General features: G+C 44.3%; 19 protein-coding genes. 17 read left to right on the top strand and 2 right to left on the bottom strand.

The annotated features are described in order from the left end of the window. Positions 1 to 28: 28 nt before the first annotated feature. From LACSTY_RS13435 to LACSTY_RS13385, 11 genes are all read left to right on the top strand, one after another. Entirely contained in the window at positions 29 to 1,024 is a 996-nt protein-coding gene (locus tag LACSTY_RS13435) for a 2-keto-3-deoxygluconate permease (RefSeq protein ID WP_087913005.1), read from the top strand. After that, complete coding sequence (locus LACSTY_RS13430; protein WP_087913004.1) at positions 1,017 to 2,240, top strand: four-carbon acid sugar kinase family protein; 1,224 nt, start codon at positions 1,017 to 1,019, stop codon at positions 2,238 to 2,240. The genes LACSTY_RS13435 and LACSTY_RS13430 overlap by 8 nt, the downstream gene beginning before the upstream one ends. Before the next feature lie 2 nt (positions 2,241 to 2,242). Further along, the gene (gene pdxA / locus LACSTY_RS13425) at positions 2,243 to 3,223 is read left to right on the top strand and encodes a 4-hydroxythreonine-4-phosphate dehydrogenase PdxA (protein ID WP_087913003.1); all 981 of its coding nucleotides are present in this window, start codon (positions 2,243 to 2,245) and stop codon (positions 3,221 to 3,223) included. 230 nt (positions 3,224 to 3,453) lie between these two features. After that, positions 3,454 to 4,938, top strand: a complete 1,485-nt coding sequence (locus LACSTY_RS13420) for a BglG family transcription antiterminator (RefSeq protein ID WP_087913002.1) — start codon at positions 3,454 to 3,456, stop codon at positions 4,936 to 4,938. After that, positions 4,916 to 5,329, top strand: coding sequence for a PTS sugar transporter subunit IIA (locus LACSTY_RS13415; RefSeq protein ID WP_087913001.1), 414 nt, complete (start codon positions 4,916 to 4,918; stop codon positions 5,327 to 5,329). Before LACSTY_RS13420 ends, LACSTY_RS13415 begins: the two co-directional genes overlap by 23 nt. Before the next feature lie 5 nt (positions 5,330 to 5,334). Continuing rightward, positions 5,335 to 5,814, top strand: a complete 480-nt coding sequence (locus LACSTY_RS13410) for a PTS sugar transporter subunit IIA (RefSeq protein ID WP_087913000.1) — start codon at positions 5,335 to 5,337, stop codon at positions 5,812 to 5,814. A gap of 34 nt (positions 5,815 to 5,848) precedes the next feature. Further along, complete coding sequence (locus LACSTY_RS13405) at positions 5,849 to 7,186, top strand: PTS galactitol transporter subunit IIC (protein ID WP_087912999.1); 1,338 nt, start codon at positions 5,849 to 5,851, stop codon at positions 7,184 to 7,186. 23 nt (positions 7,187 to 7,209) lie between these two features. After that, positions 7,210 to 7,512: a PTS sugar transporter subunit IIB gene (locus LACSTY_RS13400; RefSeq protein ID WP_087912998.1), complete on the top strand. Its 303-nt coding sequence runs from the start codon at positions 7,210 to 7,212 to the stop codon at positions 7,510 to 7,512. Beyond that, entirely contained in the window at positions 7,512 to 8,375 is an 864-nt protein-coding gene (locus tag LACSTY_RS13395) for a class II fructose-bisphosphate aldolase (protein WP_087912997.1), read from the top strand. Before LACSTY_RS13400 ends, LACSTY_RS13395 begins: the two co-directional genes overlap by 1 nt. A 30-nt stretch (positions 8,376 to 8,405) precedes the next feature. Continuing rightward, complete coding sequence (locus LACSTY_RS13390) at positions 8,406 to 9,098, top strand: triose-phosphate isomerase (RefSeq protein ID WP_087912996.1); 693 nt, start codon at positions 8,406 to 8,408, stop codon at positions 9,096 to 9,098. Beyond that, positions 9,095 to 9,616 (top strand): YjbQ family protein, encoded by a 522-nt coding sequence (locus LACSTY_RS13385; protein WP_087912995.1) that lies wholly within the window; start codon positions 9,095 to 9,097, stop codon positions 9,614 to 9,616. The genes LACSTY_RS13390 and LACSTY_RS13385 overlap by 4 nt, the downstream gene beginning before the upstream one ends. Before the next feature lie 471 nt (positions 9,617 to 10,087). Here LACSTY_RS13385 and LACSTY_RS13380 read toward each other — a convergent pair whose 3' ends face one another. Next, the gene (locus tag LACSTY_RS13380) at positions 10,088 to 10,297 is read right to left on the bottom strand and encodes a prevent-host-death protein (RefSeq protein ID WP_087912994.1); all 210 of its coding nucleotides are present in this window, start codon (positions 10,295 to 10,297) and stop codon (positions 10,088 to 10,090) included. A 294-nt stretch (positions 10,298 to 10,591) separates the two neighbouring features. Here LACSTY_RS13380 and LACSTY_RS13375 point away from each other — a divergent pair, with 294 nt between their 5' ends. Continuing rightward, on the top strand, positions 10,592 to 10,882 hold the full coding sequence (locus LACSTY_RS13375; protein WP_087912993.1) for a hypothetical protein: 291 nt from the start codon (positions 10,592 to 10,594) through the stop codon (positions 10,880 to 10,882). Between the two features lie 123 nt (positions 10,883 to 11,005). Beyond that, positions 11,006 to 11,284: a type II toxin-antitoxin system RelB/DinJ family antitoxin gene (locus LACSTY_RS13370; protein ID WP_087912992.1), complete on the top strand. Its 279-nt coding sequence runs from the start codon at positions 11,006 to 11,008 to the stop codon at positions 11,282 to 11,284. Positions 11,285 to 11,429: 145 nt separating this feature from the next. On the opposite strand, the gene LACSTY_RS13365 is transcribed toward LACSTY_RS13370, so the two are convergent. Then, positions 11,430 to 12,515 carry a substrate-binding domain-containing protein gene (locus LACSTY_RS13365; protein WP_151466788.1) on the bottom strand — a complete coding sequence of 362 codons (1,086 nt, stop codon included), beginning with the start codon at positions 12,513 to 12,515 and terminating at the stop codon, positions 11,430 to 11,432. 143 nt (positions 12,516 to 12,658) lie between these two features. Between LACSTY_RS13365 and LACSTY_RS13360 the strand changes: the two genes are divergently transcribed. The 4 genes from LACSTY_RS13360 (at position 12,659) to LACSTY_RS13345 (ending at position 18,628) form a co-directional block, all read left to right on the top strand. Further along, positions 12,659 to 12,859: a PTS sugar transporter subunit IIB gene (locus tag LACSTY_RS13360; RefSeq protein WP_225362702.1), complete on the top strand. Its 201-nt coding sequence runs from the start codon at positions 12,659 to 12,661 to the stop codon at positions 12,857 to 12,859. Positions 12,860 to 13,268: 409 nt separating this feature from the next. Further along, positions 13,269 to 14,693, top strand: a complete 1,425-nt coding sequence (gene araA / locus LACSTY_RS13355) for an L-arabinose isomerase (RefSeq protein WP_087913305.1) — start codon at positions 13,269 to 13,271, stop codon at positions 14,691 to 14,693. Positions 14,694 to 14,893: 200 nt separating this feature from the next. Then, positions 14,894 to 15,091 (top strand): hypothetical protein, encoded by a 198-nt coding sequence (locus LACSTY_RS13350; RefSeq protein ID WP_087912990.1) that lies wholly within the window; start codon positions 14,894 to 14,896, stop codon positions 15,089 to 15,091. Positions 15,092 to 15,529: 438 nt separating this feature from the next. Continuing rightward, complete coding sequence (locus LACSTY_RS13345; RefSeq protein ID WP_087912988.1) at positions 15,530 to 18,628, top strand: polysaccharide lyase family 8 super-sandwich domain-containing protein; 3,099 nt, start codon at positions 15,530 to 15,532, stop codon at positions 18,626 to 18,628. The last annotated feature ends 204 nt before the right edge of the window (positions 18,629 to 18,832 follow it).

Here is an 18,832-nt window from a genome sequence, read left to right as displayed (position 1 = left end):
TAAGAAATGTAAAGGAGGAGGAAGCACCATGAACATCTTAAAAACAGTCAAGAAGTTACCAGGAGGCATGATGGTTGTTCCGTTACTATTAGGGGCATTAACAAATACCTTTTTTCCACAATTTTTTGCATTAGGAGGCTTTACAGAAGCATTATTCAAAACTGGAGCAATGGCGTTGTTAGCCGCATTCTTATTTTGCAGCGGAGCGCAAATTAGTGTTAAGGAGGCGGGTGTCTCAGTTTACAAAGGTGTGGTTTTGCTCGTCACTAAGGTTGGTATTGGGGCTATTTTGGGAGTTCTAGTGAATCATTTCTTTGGACTTGCAGGAGTCTTGGGATTGAGCCCATTAGCAATTGTGTCGTCTATGACCAATAAAAATGGAGGCTTATATGCGGCTTTGGCTGGAGAATACGGGGATGCCACTGATGTTGGTGCAACCTCAATCATTGCATTAAGTGATGGTCCATTTTTTACAATGATTGCTTTTGGCGCAACAGGATTGGCAAAAATTCCTTTGACCGCTTTAATTGCTGCCATCATGCCTATTTTAATTGGATTTATTCTCGGTAATCTGGATTCGGAGATTCGTAAATTTCTAGCACCTGGAACGACACTGCTTATCCCGTTTTTTGCCTTTCCGTTAGGCGCTGCGTTGAATCTCAGTCAACTTGTAGATGCAGGACTGAGCGGTATTATTCTGGGAACATTCTGTACGGTTGTGACAGGCATAGCAGGGTATACTGTCTATAAAGTATTAAAGATGAAATTCCCGCAAGTGGGTGCGGCAGTTGGCGCCACTGCAGGTAATGCTATCGGAACACCTGCTGCAGTTGCAGCTATTGATCCGGTCTTTAAGCAAGTTGCAGCTCAGGCGACTGCACAAGTTGCAGCTGCCATCATTGTGACAGCACTGCTTTGTCCGTTACTTGTCAGCCTGCTAGATCGCCATGAGAAAAAGATCCATCCCGAGCGACGTGAAGAATCGGCGGCTGAAAAGGAGATGAAGGTGATTGAAAATGAGTAGGGAAAAGTACCTGATTATCGCGGATGATTTTACTGGAGCAAGTGATACAGGCGTTCAACTTAAGAAGAATGGTTATCAAGCAGAGATTCAGCTTTTCCCAACAGGTGGATTAGTTGACCATTCTGTGGTGCTTGATACGGAGTCACGAACAATTTCTCCGGTAGCAGCATCCCGTAAAGTTGCTGAACTGGTTAAAAAAATAACCGAGAAAAATCAGTTTAATCTCGTTTACAAAAAAATAGATTCAACGATTCGCGGCAATATTGGAGAGGAGATTCATGCGATCTCGGACCTTTACCAACCTGATCTGATCGTTGTTGCCCCTGCGTTGCCTAATGCAAATAGAACGACCATTAACGGCATTCAGATGCTAGGAGGGAAACCGTTAATGGCAACTGATATTACTAATGATCCTTTAAATCCTTTATGGACAGATAACATTGTTGAACTGCTGCAAAAAGAATTCGGTCGTGATGTTGAGCTGGTAAGCTTAAAGACTAATAAAAGGGCATTGCCATCAAAAGCTAAAGTCCTCGTGTTTGATGCCGAAACTGATTCGGACCTGGAGGCTGTTGTAGCAAGTACGCGAGCAAAAGAAAGACGCATACTTTATGTGGGATCCGCAGGTTTGGCAAGTGTATTATTTAAAAAAAGCAAACGCGTTTTTCCAAGCCTAGCTGTTGTCGGGTCAATTAGTGAAACGAGTCTAAGTCAGATGGAATATGCAGCTGAAAATGGTATCTCAATTGTTACGATTCAGCTAAACGATCTCTTAAAGCCAGATAGCCTACCACTTATCTCAAAGTATCAAGAACTGGTACATTCGTCGCTTAGTAAAGGAGATACCATTTTGACAGTTACCCGAAAGAAGGAAGATTATCAGAAAACGATTGAAGCTTTTGAGAGCTTAGGGACGGTTGACAGATCAGAAATAAGCAGAATTGTTCGTGAAAACCTTGCTGCCATTGCATCAGAAGTTGTGAAAGCCCAGCGATTAAGTGGTTTATTTTTAACTGGTGGCGATACAGCCATAGAAATGATTCGAGCGCTTGGAGCCAGTGGGTCAGAGATTCAGGAAGAGATCACACCCGGCGTCGTTTTAGGTACTCTAATCGGTGGAATCGCAGATGGATTGAAGATTGTGACGAAAGCAGGTGCATTTGGCCAACAAGATACGCTTTTGGAAAGCATGAAAAGACTTAGTGGAGGAGAATAAGAATGACAAACTATATTGGAATTACAATTGGCGACCCTTCAGGTGTTGGACCGGAAATTTCGTTAAAGGCATTGATGAAAAATAAAGACTATCTGAGTGAGAGCATCATCTTCGGCAGTAAAGAAATTATGGCCTATTATGCGGATCTCTTAAAAATAAAGACACCATTAAATTTCATTACAAACGTGGATCAATTCGAACCAGGAAAGATTAATGTTTATAATGTCATGGATATTCCGTTAGAAAAGATTCCAATTGGGAGAGTGAGTCCCATCTCAGGAGATGCTGCTTTTCAGTTTTTGAGGGTAGCCATCGACCTAGCGATGAAGAAAAAAATAGGTCCAGTCGTTACATCGCCTTTAAACAAAGATGCTCTGCATAAGGGAGGACACAACTTTGATGGACATACGGAAATATTTGCAGAGTTCACTGGCACAAAAAAATATACTATGATGCTCTGGAGCCCAAAATTAGCGGTTGTTCATGTGTCAACGCATGTACCGTTAAGAAAAGCATGTGATCTCGTCACAAAGGACAGAGTAGAGGAATGCATTGATCTAGCCAATAATGCGATGAAACGGTTAGGCATAAGGGAACCTAAAATAGCGGTTGCAGGCTTAAATCCGCATGCTGGAGAGGACGGGCTCTTTGGTGATGAAGAGATTAAAGAGATTAATCCTGCTGTCAAAGAAAAACAAGCTCAAGGAATCAACGTGAACGGCGCACTTCCGCCTGACACGGTATTTTTAAAAGCAACGCAAGGTAAGTTTGATATTGTGGTAGCAATGTATCATGATCAAGGCCACATTCCCATGAAACTATTGGCGTTTGACGAAGGCGTTAACGTCACGCTAGGCCTGCCGATTATTCGAACCTCAGTAGATCATGGTACAGCGTTTGATATTGCTGGAAAAGGCATTGCAAATGAATCCTCTATGTTAGCGTCAATTGCACTCGCTATAAAGTTTGAGCACAATGCCTAGTCTTTCGAACAATAATGCGGTATTAATGCTGAATAGACAAGAGACTAGGATAACAGCGTTGAAATTAAGCAAGCACTTACGTAAAGAGTAGGTGCTTTTTGTTTTGCAGCCATCTCGTCCATGTCCAGAAGCAGCGTGTCCGAACCTCTGGACACCAGTTTATGTGGATCAATCCAGGACATCCGTATACTGTAACTGTAAGCGGTTGCACCGGTGAGGAGGTGTTTACAGTGAATCACATTGGCGATCTTGATCGGGCATTGTTGGATTACTTGTCCCAAAGTGCCGGATTTGTGAATGCAGGTGAGGTCGCAAAGTCTTTGGGAACATCCACGAAAACTATTTATCGTCACATTGATCAAATTAATGAACGGTCTGACGAGCCTGTTATTCAAATGATTCGGGGTAAAGGGGCACGGCTTTTACCCAGTGCACTGCCGGATCTAAAAGCTCCAAACGAGTCCGCCGATGGGACCAATCAAAGTAGTCTTGAACGCAGAAATCAAGTTCTAGAGCAGTTGTTGTTTCGGGCACCACTTAAAATCTCGCTGTCTGACTTGTATGCCGATCAATATGTCAGCGATGCCACGATTGACAATGATCTCCTTTATCTTAAGCGCAGATTGCTTAAGCAAAAATTGCAACTTGTCCGAGTCAACAACACCGTCCATCTGGAGGGTGAGGAGACCCGTATTCGGGAACAACTTAGCAGCGTTTTACAAAATATGTCGGCGATTACAAACGGTGGCAAGATCGAAGGCATTACAGATTACGATCAGCAGTTTATTACGACGCAGGTTCAAGTCATTGAGCAAGCCACCGGTGGCAAGCTGGCTTATCCATACAATGTCAATATTTTGTCTCATCTGTATATCTTGATCCAACGGGTTCGTCGTCAAGGTAAAGCTGAACAGCTCAAAATTGTCAACGGCGGTGAGGTACGGCGACTGATGTTGAAAAACATGCATCTTTATCGGTTGGCAGAAATCGTGATTAACAATACGGAGAAATATTTAGCCAAAAAGTTGCCACCTGAAGAAACAGACTACCTTTTTCAATATTTAATTTCGTCGCGAATTGATGAAGGAACCCCAAATGTCAAAATACTTTCATATAGTCAAAAGGTTCATGATGTCTCGCAATTTTTAATTCATTATGTCAATGAGCATCTTCCGACCGCGCATATTCAGTTAAAGACTTGGCGAGAGTTGGCTGGACACATCGCCCCGCTCATTAATCGCTTGGAAAACAATATTGCCGTCACAAACGGGTTGTTGACCGACATTCAGCGTGAATATGCCAAGTTATTTGAGATTTTGACATCGGGAACCCAGGCTGCAGCGAAGAAGTTCCAATTACCTGAGATATCGGCTAATGAAGTTGGCTTTATTGTCATGTATTTCGCGCGTTTCTTGGAACAACAGGATCATAAAATCCAAACGCTCGTCATTTGTGCCAGCGGTATTGGTACTTCGGAGTTGTTGCGGGTGAAGCTAGAGAAAACTTTTCGCGAGTTAAAAATCGATCAAACAGCGACAGGATTGTTGTCTGACATTGATCTCAATTCGCTGAAAAATACGGATCTGATCGTCTCAACGATTGATCTCAAAGATTCCCAGTATGACAAGCTGGCAATTCCTAAAGTGTTAGTCAGTGCAGTGTTGTCGAACTTGGATAAGGAGAAGATTCGCCATGCCATTAAAGAAATCAAGTGATGTGCCATTAGTTAGTTTGGAAGACCCAGTAAATCAGAAGCGCCTATTCGAACTGATTGCCAAGGTGTTGCAACCTGATATACCTGATCTGACGCCTGCCTCGGTCGAAAAGCTTGTGACTGAACGTGAACGTGAAGGGGAGACGTATATCGGCTATGGGACGGCCATTTTGCACTTGATTTCGGAGAAGATTGCGCAGACGATGGTGCTTTTGGTAAAAACCGAATCGCCATTGAACTGGCACTCAGATTACTCTGGCGAAGTGCACCAGATAGATAAATTCGTTGTATTAGCCATCTCACCACATGACCAGAACGGTGAACGTTTTCGTCCAGTCATGCAAAAACTAGCAGACGAAGATTCAATTAATCAATTGTTTGAAATGGAGTGAACGTTATGGAGGAGACACGTATCAATCATTTCTTCTCGGATCAGGTGATTACCTTTGACGAGGTTTTCTCTGATCGAAATGCAGTATTAAAGGCAGTTGCAAGTCGTTTAACTGCCGTTGGTGCAGTTAGACCGACTTTTGGCGATGCCATTATTGCACGTGAGCAAACTTATCCAACAGGGTTGCAACTGAATGATGGTGTGGGTGTTGCGATTCCGCATACTGATGCTGATCAGGTGCTTCACGACCAGATCGGTTTTATCGCTTTAAAAACTCCAGTTACATTTCGACAGATGGCAAGTGCAACTGAAGTGGTTTCGGTTAACTATCTGTTCGTATTGGCATTGAAGACAGCTCACCAACAGTTAGATATGCTCCAGAAGTTAATGGGCTTGTTTGCAGACGACAAAGCTATGGCAGAATTTCAACAAATAACCACGGTAGCAGCGTTCATTAAGTTTATGACTGAACGTGGTATCGGGTAACAGCTGGTATTGAAAACAAAGGAGGAGAGCTCAAATGCAAGTGATTCAATGGATCGTCAACTTAGGCGCAAGCGTCTTCTTGCCCATATTGCTATTTCTTTTCGGACTAGCGCTGCGGATTAAACCAGGTAAGGCATTTAAGTCTGCGTTAACGATTGGTATTGGTTTTATCGGATTAAATCTTGTTATTAACCTACTGACAACAAGCTTAGGACCGGCAACAAAAGCCATGATCAGTAATTATGGCTTGCACCTTAGCAGTATTGATGTTGGGTGGCCAGCAGCCTCGGCGATTGCCTATGGTACGGCATTGGGTGCTATGGCAATTCCAGTAGGTGTTGGCACGAATATCATTTTATTGATTTTGGGCTTAACCAAAACGCTGGACGTTGATATTTGGAACTACTGGCATGTGGCATTTGCTGGCTCCATTCTTTATACGCTGACCGGCAACATGTGGTTAGGACTTGCCACGATGGTTGTCGTTACCATGTTCACTTATTTCTTTGCTGACCTGAGCGCGCCCACGGTTGCCAAGTATTATGGTCTGGAAGGTATTTCGTTTCCACACGGTTTATCTGCACCAGGTTACGTCTTTGCGCTTCCTTTCAACTGGTTGTTTGATCGTATTCCCGGAATTAACAAAATTCATCTTGATGCCGAAACCATTCAAAAACGCCTAGGTGTGTTTGGCGATACGACCGTTATCGGAGCCATTATCGGGTTAGTTATTGGGTTATTAGCGCAACAACCGATCAATAAAGTATTGAACTTAGCTGTCAGTATGGCTGCAGTCATGATGCTCATGCCACGTATGGTTTCGCTGCTTATGGAAGGCCTGACCCCCATTTCGGAAGGCGCTAACGATATGATCAAAAAGCACTTCCCAGGCCGAAAATTATACATTGGGATGGATAGTGCGTTAGCTATCGGACAAGGTTCGGTTCTATCTTCAGCCTTACTGTTGGTGCCAATCACATTGCTCCTCGCAGTTGTCCTGCCAGGGAATAAGGTATTACCCTTTGGTGATCTAGCAACAATTCCGTTCTTTATTGCGTTGTTTGCTGCTGTGTTCAAGGGCGACATCTTTAGAACCGTCATTGCCGGGACTGTCGATATCGCAATCAGCCTTTACGTTGCCAGTTGGGCAGCGCCGCTGATCACCAAACTGGCAAAAGCGGCAAGTTTCAACATGGGTGGCAACAATTCGATTTCTGCATTAAGTGATGGTGGTTTGTGGACTAACTTTATTTACTTGATGATGGGTGAAAAGTTCCAGTGGGTCGGCATTGCAGTTTTGTTCCTGGTTGCATTGGGATTACTATTCTGGCTTAACAAGATTCGCGATAAGAGTACAAAAGTAACAGCATAATATCTAAAAAGAGGAGAACAAACATGACCAAAAAATTATTAGTTATCTGCGGTACCGGTGTAGCAACTTCAACCGTTGTAATGGGTAAGCTAAAAACCTGGTTGGATCAACAAGGACTCACGCAGAATGTCAAGCTGTATCAAAGCAAGGTGGCCGAAGAAGTGAACCACATTGATGATTACGACATTGTGGTCTCGACAACGTTGGTGCCAGATTCGATTAAAGAAAAGGTTATTGATGGGGTACCGTTGTTGACAGGTATTGGTGCAGATAAAGTTTATGCCGAAATTAAACAGGACATTGAAGATGGGGAGGCTGCTAAATAATGCTCATTTCTTCAAAAAATTTGTTGCTGACGGCACGCGCAGGTGGTTTCGCGATTCCGCACTTCAACTTTTGGGATGAAATGTCAGCTCGCGCACACGTTGCGGCTGCCGAACAAAAACAAATACCAATTTTACTCGCGTGGGCACAAAAGCACGAGGCAGATATCGATATTGATGAAGCTTTGAATTTAGGTAAGTTTTATGGTGCTCAGGCAAAAGTGCCGATAGTTTTGCACCTAGACCACGGATTTTCTCCGGATTTAGTGAAATATGGCGTCGACCATGGCTTCACATCCGTCATGATTGATGCTTCGGCAGAAAAGTTCGATAAAAATGTCGCAGTGACCAAAGATGTGGTTGATTACGCACACCAACGCGGCGTTGTGGTTGAAGCTGAAATTGGACATGTTGGTACCGGTTTGAGCGAGGACGATGCCAATCAGTATACCGAAGTCGATGCAGCAGTTGAGTTTGTAAAACGTACGCAAGTTGATTCTCTAGCGGTTTCAATTGGGACTTCACATGGTGTTTACAAAAGTGCACAAACACCGCATCTGAACTTTGAGCGTCTTAGCGAACTTAGAAAGGCGGTTTCTGTTCCTTTGGTTTTACATGGTGGATCTTCATCAGGGGATGAAAACTTGCGTAAAGCAGCAACGTTGGGAATCACTAAAGTCAATATCTATACCGACTTAGCTAATGCTGCACTTCACGCTGCGCAAGCTCAAGAATATGAAAATGTCCTTAAGATGATCGAAGCTGAACAACGCAGCGTTGAGTTGCTGGACGAACACTATATTGATGTTTTTAACACGGTCAAGCTGAATCAGGCTGAACATGCGATCGCACTTGGCACCTTATAGTTGTCATTTTCTGAAAGGGATGATGTTGGTATGACAGGGATCAGAAAACCATTTTTTATTGTGAACCCTAAGTCTTATCTTTACGGTGATGACGTGGTGAAGCTCGCAAAGGTCGCGGATAAAGTTGCAAGTCAGAATCAATTGGATTGTTTGTTTACCGGTCAACTGATTGACCTACCGCGCATCAAAGCTGCAACGAGTCACCTAATTATCGCGGCGCAACACATGGATCCGTTGCGACCGGGACGGGGAATGGGCCATGTGTTACCGGAAGCGTTAAAAGCAGCAGGTGTTGAAGCAGTTGTGTTAAATCATGCAGAAAAGCCGCTTGGGATCGGTGTCTTGGATCAAACGATTACTCGTGCCAAGGAGGTGGGTCTCATGACCATTGTGTGTTCAGATACACCATCGGAAAGTAGGGCAATTGCGACACTGCACCCTACAATGATGATCTGTGAACCCACCAGTCTGATCGGTACTGGTAGCATCAGCAATGAAGACTATATCAAGGCAACGAATGAAGCAGTGCGTGATGTTGACGCCAATATTTTAATCATGCAGGCAGCTGGTGTCAGCACCGGCGCTGACGTTAAGAAAGTGCTGCAACTAGGCGCTGATGGTACAGGTGGCACGAGTGGGATCATTAAAGCACCAGATTGGCAGGCAAAACTAGAAGAAATGATGGGTGCAATGGCTGCTTATAAGGAGGCACAATTAGCATGACGGTTAAAAGCGAAGTATTGGACTTAACGTCGAATGGGCATAGAGTTACTTTTCATAATGTGACTGACCAAGTCAAACAGTTTGTTAAGGATAGTGGCGTTCAGAATGGCATTTGTGTGGTTCAGTCACCTCACACCACTTGTTCGGTCATATTTGAAGAATTTACCCACGACCGCGACTTTAACGGTGATGAATATCTACTGGTTGATATGAGTCGCCTGTTAGACAAAATCGTGCCACGAGAGCTGACCGAAAATACTAATTACAAATATCCAGGTCCGAAGCATATTGATTTTCTACACAGCATTCAAGACAATCCTGCATACAAGGGCGACGACGGAACCGTGCTGAACGGGGATGCCCATATTCGTGCGTCGATGTTCGGTGCCAGTGAAACCTTTGTTATTCGCGATGGTGAGCTTCAAACGGGTACAGTTGGATATATCTATTTTGTTGATTGGGATCAGAATAGAGTTCGGACGCGGCATTGCAATGTGTTGGTGGAAGGCGAAGCGTAAGTGAAAATTTAACTGCAAGCACTACACATAATTACGGTAATGCGGGAAAATTGCGCGCAAATAGACTGTTTCACCGGTTGAGACACGAGAAAAGAACCTTCATAGAATTAAGAACGCCTGAGGTCTGGCCTCAGGCGTTTTGCTTTGAAATAAAAAACGGCTCCCTTTCAAGGAAGCCGCCAACCGTTCGAACGATCTTACTTAATGCAGGTGGTTAATCTGCGGTGACCGTCAAATGGCACGATTCATTTTCATCCTGTAAAGAGCTTATCACTTGTAACACTTTTTGTCACCGCAGTGTTAAATATGGGCATATATCTTGGAGGATTGAGTTAGGTGATTCAAAAGCGATGTAGCCACTTGGACTTTTCGTTGAAAAACTATTTGTTAGTGTATCTTGAGTCGCACTTCAAATGTGAGTTGTTAGTAAGCATTCTCGTCATTGAAGTCATCTGGTTTTGCGCTCTCCATTCAGTTCCTGACAACGGGCAGCGTGTCCGTTTCGTATAAGAAATCCAGTTCTTTCAAATCGTTGTAACGGTCTTTACTGACAAAAACAATTCTTCTATCGAAGTCGATACGTCGGTTGAGGGAAATTTCTATTTCTTCGTTTCCTGTTGCCACTTTGTTCAGCAAATCAAACAAATTTTTTCGCAGAGCTTCGGGGGTATATGTCTTCATAATAATTCTCCTGGTTTGTCAGCTTAGAGAGCTGGTATGGCATCAAGGTTACGGGAATGTGAGCTGATCATCAATTTAAATGTACTGTAAACCGAAAAATTCTGATAAGATTAAAGAGGCAGGTAGCTCGATGTTGCACTATTACATTGACAGAGTGGAGAGAACCGGCGTATTCTACCTATTGTAGAGAGTAATGGTTACTATTTAATTGCTCAGAGTTGAACGCTTTGACAGCGCCCAACTCTAATGGTTGTTATGGCTTAAAAAGCGGCTAACAAAGCGAGGGTGTTAAAAATGAAGGACTTATTGATCAGGCACCAACTGGAAGAAAGTCACCCGATTCGTGAATATAAGGCACAGATGATTCTTAAGGCATTAACAGCGACTGCAACGGTGTCCGAACCCAATGCAAAGCTTGAAGCCTTGCGTCAAGCAAATCAACGCACTAATGCAGTCATCAAGAGAGTTGTAGACGAAGTTAAAAAGGACCGCACCGTATTTTGTCGGGAACAATGTGGCCTTTATCAGCTGCGAGAACAGAAGGTTAATCGTATTCTTGATGACCTTACGGCAGAATCAAAGTAACCTGCATTTAGTGCGTTGTGTATTCTAGACGAGGAAAAGCAGCAGTCGTGCATGGTTACATACACTGCTAGCTGAATCCAATTTAGAATTAAGTACTTAAATAGTTGCATTGAGGTGAACTTTATGGCGACTGCAAGACAGACCACCATGACCATCCGACTTGACGCGACAACGAGAGACGCAGCTGAACAGGTGTTTGAAGCATTGGGAATGGACTTGAACACTGGCATCACTATTTTCTTAGAACAAGTTGTTCACGATCAGGCTTTGCCTTTCGCGCCGACAATGGAAGACTCGCTTGATCGAGCGACGGAACAGTCAATTCAGGATTTAAGGGTTGGTGGATATCAGGATTTTGACAACTTGGGAGATCTTTTTAAAGATTTACATGACGAAAATTAACGAATTAGCTAGCGGAGTTGTGCGAAATGCGCGACTCTTTTTTTTAAAATTCTGAATTAACTGAATCAAAATAGCGGCGAATCATTCCGGCGGTCGGCAGGGGCTATTTGAGCGTAGTGACGATGAGGGGGATAAAGGCGATCGGCTATTTTTTGCCAGCTAGCTGTTGAATGGAGGCGCGTTCGACAATTTTGGGCGGAAATTCAATGCTGTCAACTTTTTGATGGGCAATTTGCTTCAACAACATTTCGGCAGCGATACCTCCCATTTTACGTTTAGGGTGACTAGCTGTCGTCAGCTTGGGGGTAATATACGCTGACATAGTGTAATTGTCGAAACCGACAATTGAGATATCTTTTGGAATCGCATAGCCCTGGTCTTGCAACCAAGCGATCAATTGAATGGCTAATTGGTCGTTATAAGCGGCAATGGCCGTGGGTGGGTTGGTAGCATTGAGGAAACCCTGCAACTTGAGGGTGAGATTTTCAAATGACTCTTCCGACTGGTAAAGAATCAGGTTGCTGAAGGTGGCTAACTCAGGATGGGCTTGATAGGCCCGGACGAAGCCGTGCATGCGGTTAACCCCTTGTTGATCATCAATTTGGAACATACCGAGAATGTATTTGTGGTTGGCGTTAAAAAGCAGTTGTAATAGATCATACTCAGACTGTTCGTCAGCCGTTTTGATGACTGGCACATCTAGCTCGGGATATTTTGCATGAATAAAGATAATGGGGATGCGACGCCGTAACAGTTCTCGATAGATATCAAGATTCGGACTTGGCGTCGCACTTTTGGTTGGTTCAACGATCAGGCCATTAATCGGACTATCCAGAAAGGTCATTAAACTTTGACGTTCGCGGGCAACGTCATTATGGGTGTTGCTTAAGATAATCGAATAGTCTTGTTTAGATAGAACCTGATCGATTCCGGAAATAATTTTGGGGAAGATATAATCGGCTAAATGCGTGGTCAAAACACCAATGAGCTTTTGGCTACTGCGCGGGACGATCGGTTGACTAGGATCTCCAACATAGAATCCACTCCCTTGACGGGAAACAATGTAACCTTCAGCTCTCATTTTCTTTAAGGCTTGTCGTAATGAATAGCGCGTCACTTTGAACATGCTTAACAGGTCATGTTCGGTTGGCAATTTGTCTCCAACTTGATAGTCACCAGAAAGAAGTTTTGCTTTTAGCGCTTTTTCGACCTTTGTGATATCTGATTTCATGATTTGATCCTTTCGGAAAAGGTTTATTTTTAATTAATTCGAATTAATTTTAACACAATAAATTAATGCAATAAAGTTGTTGGGTTTCGTAAGCGGTTGCGCAAAATGTTCATATGAGAACGATGTTTCCTGAAGAGAAATGGGTGGTCTATTTGATTGAGATGGTGAGAATCGACGAGCGACTTGTCCACGGTCAGGTGGCGCTTGTCTGGAGTCGCAATTTGGGCGTTGACAGTATCTTGGTGGTTAACGATAAAACGGCAGCCGATCCGGTTCAGACTGATATTTTCAATCACTTGGCCATGATCTGGCAGTCTGCCAGCGTCCGGAAGTTACGCGATTGACTTTGCAAGGCTTTCAGTGGGCTGCGCGGTAATTACCCCGCAGCTACACTTAAGTTTTTGTGTTTGCGAATTTATTCGAATTAATTTTAAAAATTATATTTGATTCGAACAAAAAGCTGCGTTAGGATAAATGAAAGTGCTTCAATATTTTTAGTGATGTAGCAGAACTATTGAATATAGTTGCACTTTGATGAACACTGTCGAACGTTTTTCAGGCAAGTTCCGGTACACAGACGTCAATGACTAACGGCAACATTTTTCACGTTGACTGAAGATGTGTACGCAGTTTGCAAAGGCTCGCGTGTAAAGGCTAGCTGGCTAAAGATCCACCACAAAATTGCCGAGTCACATACATTCCGTTACCTCAACATCCTGACTTGCGTTCTAAAAAATGGAGGTTTTCAGTATGATGACATTATCGCAAAACTATGAATTCTGGTTCGTTGTTGGCAGTCAGTCACTTTATGGCGAAGAGACCTTGCGTGAAGTTCAATCTGATGGTCAAACGATTACTGATCGATTAAACAGTGAAGGCAAATTGCCTTATCCGGTAGTCTTCAAAGGTGTCATGACAACTGCTGACGGCATTACCAAGTTTATGAAAGAAGCTAATTATCACGATGAGGTGGCCGGTGTGATCACTTGGATGCACACGTTCTCTCCTGCCAAAAACTGGATTCGCGGTACGGAGTTACTTCAAAAGCCGCTTTTGCACTTAGCGACGCAGTTTCGTAACAACATTCCTTATAGCACGATTGATTTTGATTATATGAATCTTAACCAAAGTGCTCACGGTGATCGGGAATACGGCTATATTAATGCTCGTCTCGGTGTTCATAACAAAATTGTTTATGGTTATTGGGATGATCCCGAAGTTCAGGAAGAAATCGGTCAATGGCAAGACGTTGCCGTGGCTTATGATGAAAGCTTCCATACTTCAGTTGCCCGATTTGGCGATAACATGCGTCATGTCGCTGTAACTGATGGCGACCGGGTTGAAGCCCAAATCAAGTTAGGATGGACCGTTGACTATTATGGAGTCGGTGATTTGGTTCAGGTTGTGAATGCGGTGAGCGACAAAGATATTGATGATGCTTATACCAAGTTGGCTGCTGAATATGACTTTGTACAAGGCGATAACAGTGCTGACAAGTTTACGCATTCGATTAAATACCAGTTGCGGGAATATCTGGGGATTAAAAAATTCCTGGATGACCGCGGCTATAACGCATTTACAACGAATTTTGAAGATTTGTGGGGTCTGGAACAGCTGCCGGGGCTTGCCGCGCAGTTGCTGATGCGAGATGGTTATGGCTTTGGCGCGGAAGGTGATTGGAAAACTGCCGCTTTAAGTCGCATTATCAAGGTCATGGCTCATAATGAGAAGACATCGTTTATGGAAGACTACACGCTTGATCTGCGCAAAGGTCATGAGGCTATCTTAGGCTCGCATATGCTGGAAGTTGATCCGACGATTGCCAGCACCAAGCCGCGAGTTGAGGTTCATCCGCTCGATATTGGCGGTAAAGCTGATCCGGCACGTTTGGTCTTTGATGGTTCTGAAGGGGACGCCGTTGATGTGACGCTATCTGATTTTCGTAGTGGCTTCAAGCTAATCAGTTACCCCGTCAATGCCCACAAGCCTGAAGCTGAAACTCCACACCTGCCAGTGGCAAAACAGTTATGGACACCCAAAGTCGGGTTGAAAAAAGGCGCCACGGACTGGATTCAAAGTGGTGGTGGTCACCACACAGTCTTCTCGTTTGGCATTAATGAACAACAGATTCAGGATCTAGCAACATTGTATGGTATTGATTCGGCTGCCATTGATTAAGCCCAGAGCTTTTGCAACGTTTGTTGGATAGGCGTGTCATCGGAAACATGGTGAGCGGTTTAATGATGTTGAAGATAAAACCATCCATTAACATGCGGTGGCAGTCCACGCACATTGTATGCGTCACATAGCACCGGTACCTATAACTGTTGGAATCTTCCATCTATACTTGGTTTATCAAGAAGATTGGAGGATTTTTTATGACCCAACCCAACGATAAGGTGCCGATCCAAATGGTGAACCGCGATGGTGCCTCGGTTGTCGTAAAGCCAAAACTTGGCGCTAAGGTTAAACTCAAAGAAGCTGAGGTTCTTTTTTACAACGGCATTGATAAGGTGATGGCACGGATTATTCTGCAGGAGTTGATGGCCCATGATCTCCAACCTGTCCAAAGCTAATAGCTACATCGTTTGTGCTCGCATTGACTTACGCAAAGGCATTGACGGTTTGGCGGCGTTCGTCACAGAAGAGTGCAACATGAATGCTGCGGAGTTGTGCGAAATGCACGACTCTTTTTTCTTTTACAATATGATGCGTGGTAAAAACTCCGGATCTTTTCAAGGCAGCTGATAACCGTGAGAAGTGAACTGTCCATCAAGTAACTTGTAAATTAATCAAGCAAATAAAAAATTTGATTTATATTTTCAACAGCCGATGCAATATCAAAGGCATTTTAAATCAACGCAAGCGTCCATATTGTTTGCGCTTTCAACCTCTGCATGTTAACCTCACAAAGGTTATTTCATGACGTTCTCGGTGAATCTAACAGTTGATTCTTATCCTGAGATTGTCGTGAAATAAGATGCTTTTGAAGGACAAACAGGTGGGAGAGGTCTATGAGGAGATACATATTGAGCATAAGCGTGATGGCACTTACGCTGGGTTTGATTGGGTTGCAACCCAGCCAAGCAAGCGCCAGTGACACGCTTGATCAGCAGTCTGCGGTGAATGTGAGCGATGACAATGGCCAGGACACGAAAAAACTGGATCCGAATGTGGCAATTGAATTGCCAAAGCAGACAGCAGTTGCCACAAGCGATGAGCAGACTGCACGACCGGAATATGCTTTGATGCGGACACGGTGGCGGGATCGATTGATGGCGGCACATCCGGATTTGAACAATCCCAATGTTACTGCCTATTTGACCGATTTGGCTAAGCAAAGCCAGACGTTATGGGACACAATGGATCGCAGTGCTGGTCGAACGCGGTTGTGGCCCAAAAAGGCTGCCGATACAACGTCGGCGGATTACACAACAATGTTTACTAACCTCAAACTGCTGACGCTGGGGTACTATAATCCGTTGAGTGCCCAGTATCAAAAGACTGAGGTTTACCAAGCCATTCTTGATGGTATCGATTTCATGATTACGATTAAGAAGTACAATGGCGTGTATTCAACCGGCAATTGGTGGGATTGGCAGATTGGCGCGGCTCAACAACTGGATGATACGTTGATTTTGTTGTATGACGACCTGCATCAACAAGATCAACAAAAATTAGTTAAATTTGTTCAACCGTTGCTAGGTTATGCCAAGGATCCCAATATTCAATGGCCAAAATATACCGCAACCGGAGCGAATCTGACCGATATTTCGATTTCCGTGTTAGCCAGTGGTTTGCTTTTGGAGAATGATACCCGCGTTGCATTGGTCCAAAAGAACCTGCCAAAAGCGATGGGGTTAGTGACGTCCAAAGACGGTATTTATGCAGATGGTTCCTTTATTCAGCATACTTTTTTCCCATACAACGGCAGTTACGGGAATGAAATGATTAAAGGCATTGCCCGTATCTCGTCAACCCTTGTCGGTACGCCTTGGGCCATTAGTGAAGTTCAATTTGCCAATGTTTTTAATTTGATTGACAAAGGATTTTTGCAGCTAATGGTTAATGGGCGGATGCCGTCGATGGTTTCCGGCCGGAGTATTTCGCGAGCACCTGGAACCAATTCGGAAACAACTGAGCTAGAAACAGGCAAGGAGACGTTAGCTAATCTGACATTAATTGCTGATGCCGCACCAGCAACACTAAAACAGAAAATTTATCAGGTAGTCGCAACGTGGGTAGGGCAAGTGGGTAAACAGTATAATTTTTATCACAATCCGCGTGATTACGCTACCCTTAACGGATTGCAAACGGCGCTTAGTCATGCCTCTGCGCAACCTGATGATGTGAGCTCGCTGAATGTTTATGGCTCCATGGATCGCGTGATGCAGAAAACGCCAACCCACTCAGTTGGCATCGCGATGTACTCCAAGCGGATTGCCAATTTTGAATTTGGCAATACTGAAAACGGTCACGCTTGGCACACAGCTGACGGGATGCTTTATCTGTACAATCGCGATTTGAATCAATTTGGTGAAGGCTACTGGACAACGGTCGATCCTTACCGATTGCCGGGAACCACGGTTGACACTATTAAACTTGCAGACGGTGCCAAGTCATCTTCACGGAGTCCGGAATCCTGGGTTGGCGGTGCGACGGATGGTCTTACCGCCAGTGTCGGTATGTCCTTGAACAAAGTAAATGAAGGCCAAAATCTCAAGGCCAAGAAATCCTGGTTCTTGTTGAATGATCAAGTGGTGAATCTCGGTGCCAATATTACCGGCACCACCACAGCCGATATTGAAACAATTCTTGATCAGCGACAAATTGATCCGGCTGCCACCAAGATAACGGTAGACGGGCATGCCTATACGAGCCAAAAAACGGTAGGGCAGTGGGCCAATTTGAATACTGCCGATCCTGCCAATAATGTCGGGTATATCGTAGCGCCCGGCAATAGTCCGGTTAACATCAGCCAGGCAACGCGCACCGGAACGTATAAGGACATTAACGGGTATTTCCCATCTGATACCGTTTATCGACATCATTATGTCACATTAGCTGCCATGCACGGATCAGCTGTTAATAACGGCCATTACGAATATGTCACAGTACCTGGCGCGAGTGATACCAAAATCGCAGCCCTAGCCAAAGACCCAGCCTATCAAGTGCTGGCCAACACCGGTGATGTTCAAGCCATTAAAACGGAAAATCAACTGATGGCTAACATCTGGACCAAAGCTTCACAACTGGATGGCTTGGTTTCTGTTGAGCAACCGGCCGCAGTTGTCATTAAGAATCTTGGATCAAATCGTTATCAACTCACGATTGCGGATCCGCAACAAACCAATCAACCCATTCACCTTGATTTTGATTATCCTGTACAAATTGACGGAGATGACGCAGTTAACTTTTCCACGAATGGACATCGGCTCGTTTTTGAAGCATCAGGCTTGGCCGGTGCGAGTCGTACCGTGACATTCACGCTGGATGTACCTGCCGATAAAACCGATCTGGACAACGTGATTAAACAGGCTGAACAGATGAAAGCGGCCGATTACACGAAAACCAGCTTTGCGGCGTTCGCAACGGCACTAACAGCGGCCAAAGAGGTTCAGTCATCAGACAATGTTTCCCAAAAAGTCGTGGATGCGGCAAAGGCGAAACTAGTCGATGCCATGAACGCATTGGTCAAGGCCGCTGATAAGCACGCGCTTGCAGCAGCTTTGGCAGATGCCGCGAAGCTGAATGAGAAAGACTATACCGACGATACATGGCAAAACCTACAAATTGCTATTGCTGCTGCCAAACAGGTGCTGAGTCAGTATGAGCCGACGCAAACTGAAGTAGATAAGGTCACCCAACAGCTGAGGGATGCACAGGCCAACTTGGTGAAAATTGGAAAAGCCCCTGATATTGAACAAGAGTCTGGAGGGCAGGCAACATCAGCAAAATCGCATGCATCACAAAAAGGCCAACATCAACCGAAGAACGGCGATGAAATGCCGGAGACAGGGGAAACAAGTAACGTGAATATGAGCTTTGTCGGCGTGGCAATTCTCGGGTTGATTGCCGGTGCGATTCTATGGCAAAAGCAGCGAAGGGTATGAGCGGGTCAATATTGTTTGAATATCGGAACATTTCCGCATAACTGGTTAAATAAAAATTAATGTGCTTATGCGAGAAATTCCTTGTGAGCGAAAATACAGACGGTGCCACTTCATGAAAATGGAGGGTGCCGTTTTTTAATACCAAATAATGCTTAATAGCCTATTATAACGGAACTCAATGAAAACGTTGGTGCTCAGCCAATA

The organism is Lacticaseibacillus styriensis (genome assembly GCF_030770295.1).
Classification (GTDB): Bacteria; Bacillota; Bacilli; order Lactobacillales; family Lactobacillaceae; genus Lacticaseibacillus; species Lacticaseibacillus casei.
The sequence above is the reverse complement of the archived record's forward strand: the minus strand, read 5'-3'. Positions and strand labels throughout refer to the sequence as shown.

Excerpts from the sequence above, each read along its gene's own strand:
- LACSTY_RS13435 (WP_087913005.1), top strand. The coding sequence starts at position 29 with ATGAACATCTTAAAAACAGTCAAGAAGTTACCAGGAGGCATGATGGTT.
- LACSTY_RS13430 (WP_087913004.1), top strand. The coding sequence starts at position 1,017 with ATGAGTAGGGAAAAGTACCTGATTATCGCGGATGATTTTACTGGAGCA.
- pdxA (WP_087913003.1), top strand. The coding sequence starts at position 2,243 with ATGACAAACTATATTGGAATTACAATTGGCGACCCTTCAGGTGTTGGA.
- LACSTY_RS13415 (WP_087913001.1), top strand. The coding sequence starts at position 4,916 with ATGCCATTAAAGAAATCAAGTGATGTGCCATTAGTTAGTTTGGAAGAC.
- LACSTY_RS13410 (WP_087913000.1), top strand. The coding sequence starts at position 5,335 with ATGGAGGAGACACGTATCAATCATTTCTTCTCGGATCAGGTGATTACC.
- LACSTY_RS13405 (WP_087912999.1), top strand. The coding sequence starts at position 5,849 with ATGCAAGTGATTCAATGGATCGTCAACTTAGGCGCAAGCGTCTTCTTG.
- LACSTY_RS13400 (WP_087912998.1), top strand. The coding sequence starts at position 7,210 with ATGACCAAAAAATTATTAGTTATCTGCGGTACCGGTGTAGCAACTTCA.
- LACSTY_RS13395 (WP_087912997.1), top strand. The coding sequence starts at position 7,512 with ATGCTCATTTCTTCAAAAAATTTGTTGCTGACGGCACGCGCAGGTGGT.
- LACSTY_RS13390 (WP_087912996.1), top strand. The coding sequence starts at position 8,406 with ATGACAGGGATCAGAAAACCATTTTTTATTGTGAACCCTAAGTCTTAT.
- LACSTY_RS13385 (WP_087912995.1), top strand. The coding sequence starts at position 9,095 with ATGACGGTTAAAAGCGAAGTATTGGACTTAACGTCGAATGGGCATAGA.
- LACSTY_RS13380 (WP_087912994.1), bottom strand. The coding sequence starts at position 10,297 with ATGAAGACATATACCCCCGAAGCTCTGCGAAAAAATTTGTTTGATTTG.
- LACSTY_RS13375 (WP_087912993.1), top strand. The coding sequence starts at position 10,592 with ATGAAGGACTTATTGATCAGGCACCAACTGGAAGAAAGTCACCCGATT.
- LACSTY_RS13370 (WP_087912992.1), top strand. The coding sequence starts at position 11,006 with ATGGCGACTGCAAGACAGACCACCATGACCATCCGACTTGACGCGACA.
- LACSTY_RS13365 (WP_151466788.1), bottom strand. The coding sequence starts at position 12,515 with ATGAAATCAGATATCACAAAGGTCGAAAAAGCGCTAAAAGCAAAACTT.
- araA (WP_087913305.1), top strand. The coding sequence starts at position 13,269 with ATGACATTATCGCAAAACTATGAATTCTGGTTCGTTGTTGGCAGTCAG.
- LACSTY_RS13350 (WP_087912990.1), top strand. The coding sequence starts at position 14,894 with ATGACCCAACCCAACGATAAGGTGCCGATCCAAATGGTGAACCGCGAT.
- LACSTY_RS13345 (WP_087912988.1), top strand. The coding sequence starts at position 15,530 with ATGAGGAGATACATATTGAGCATAAGCGTGATGGCACTTACGCTGGGT.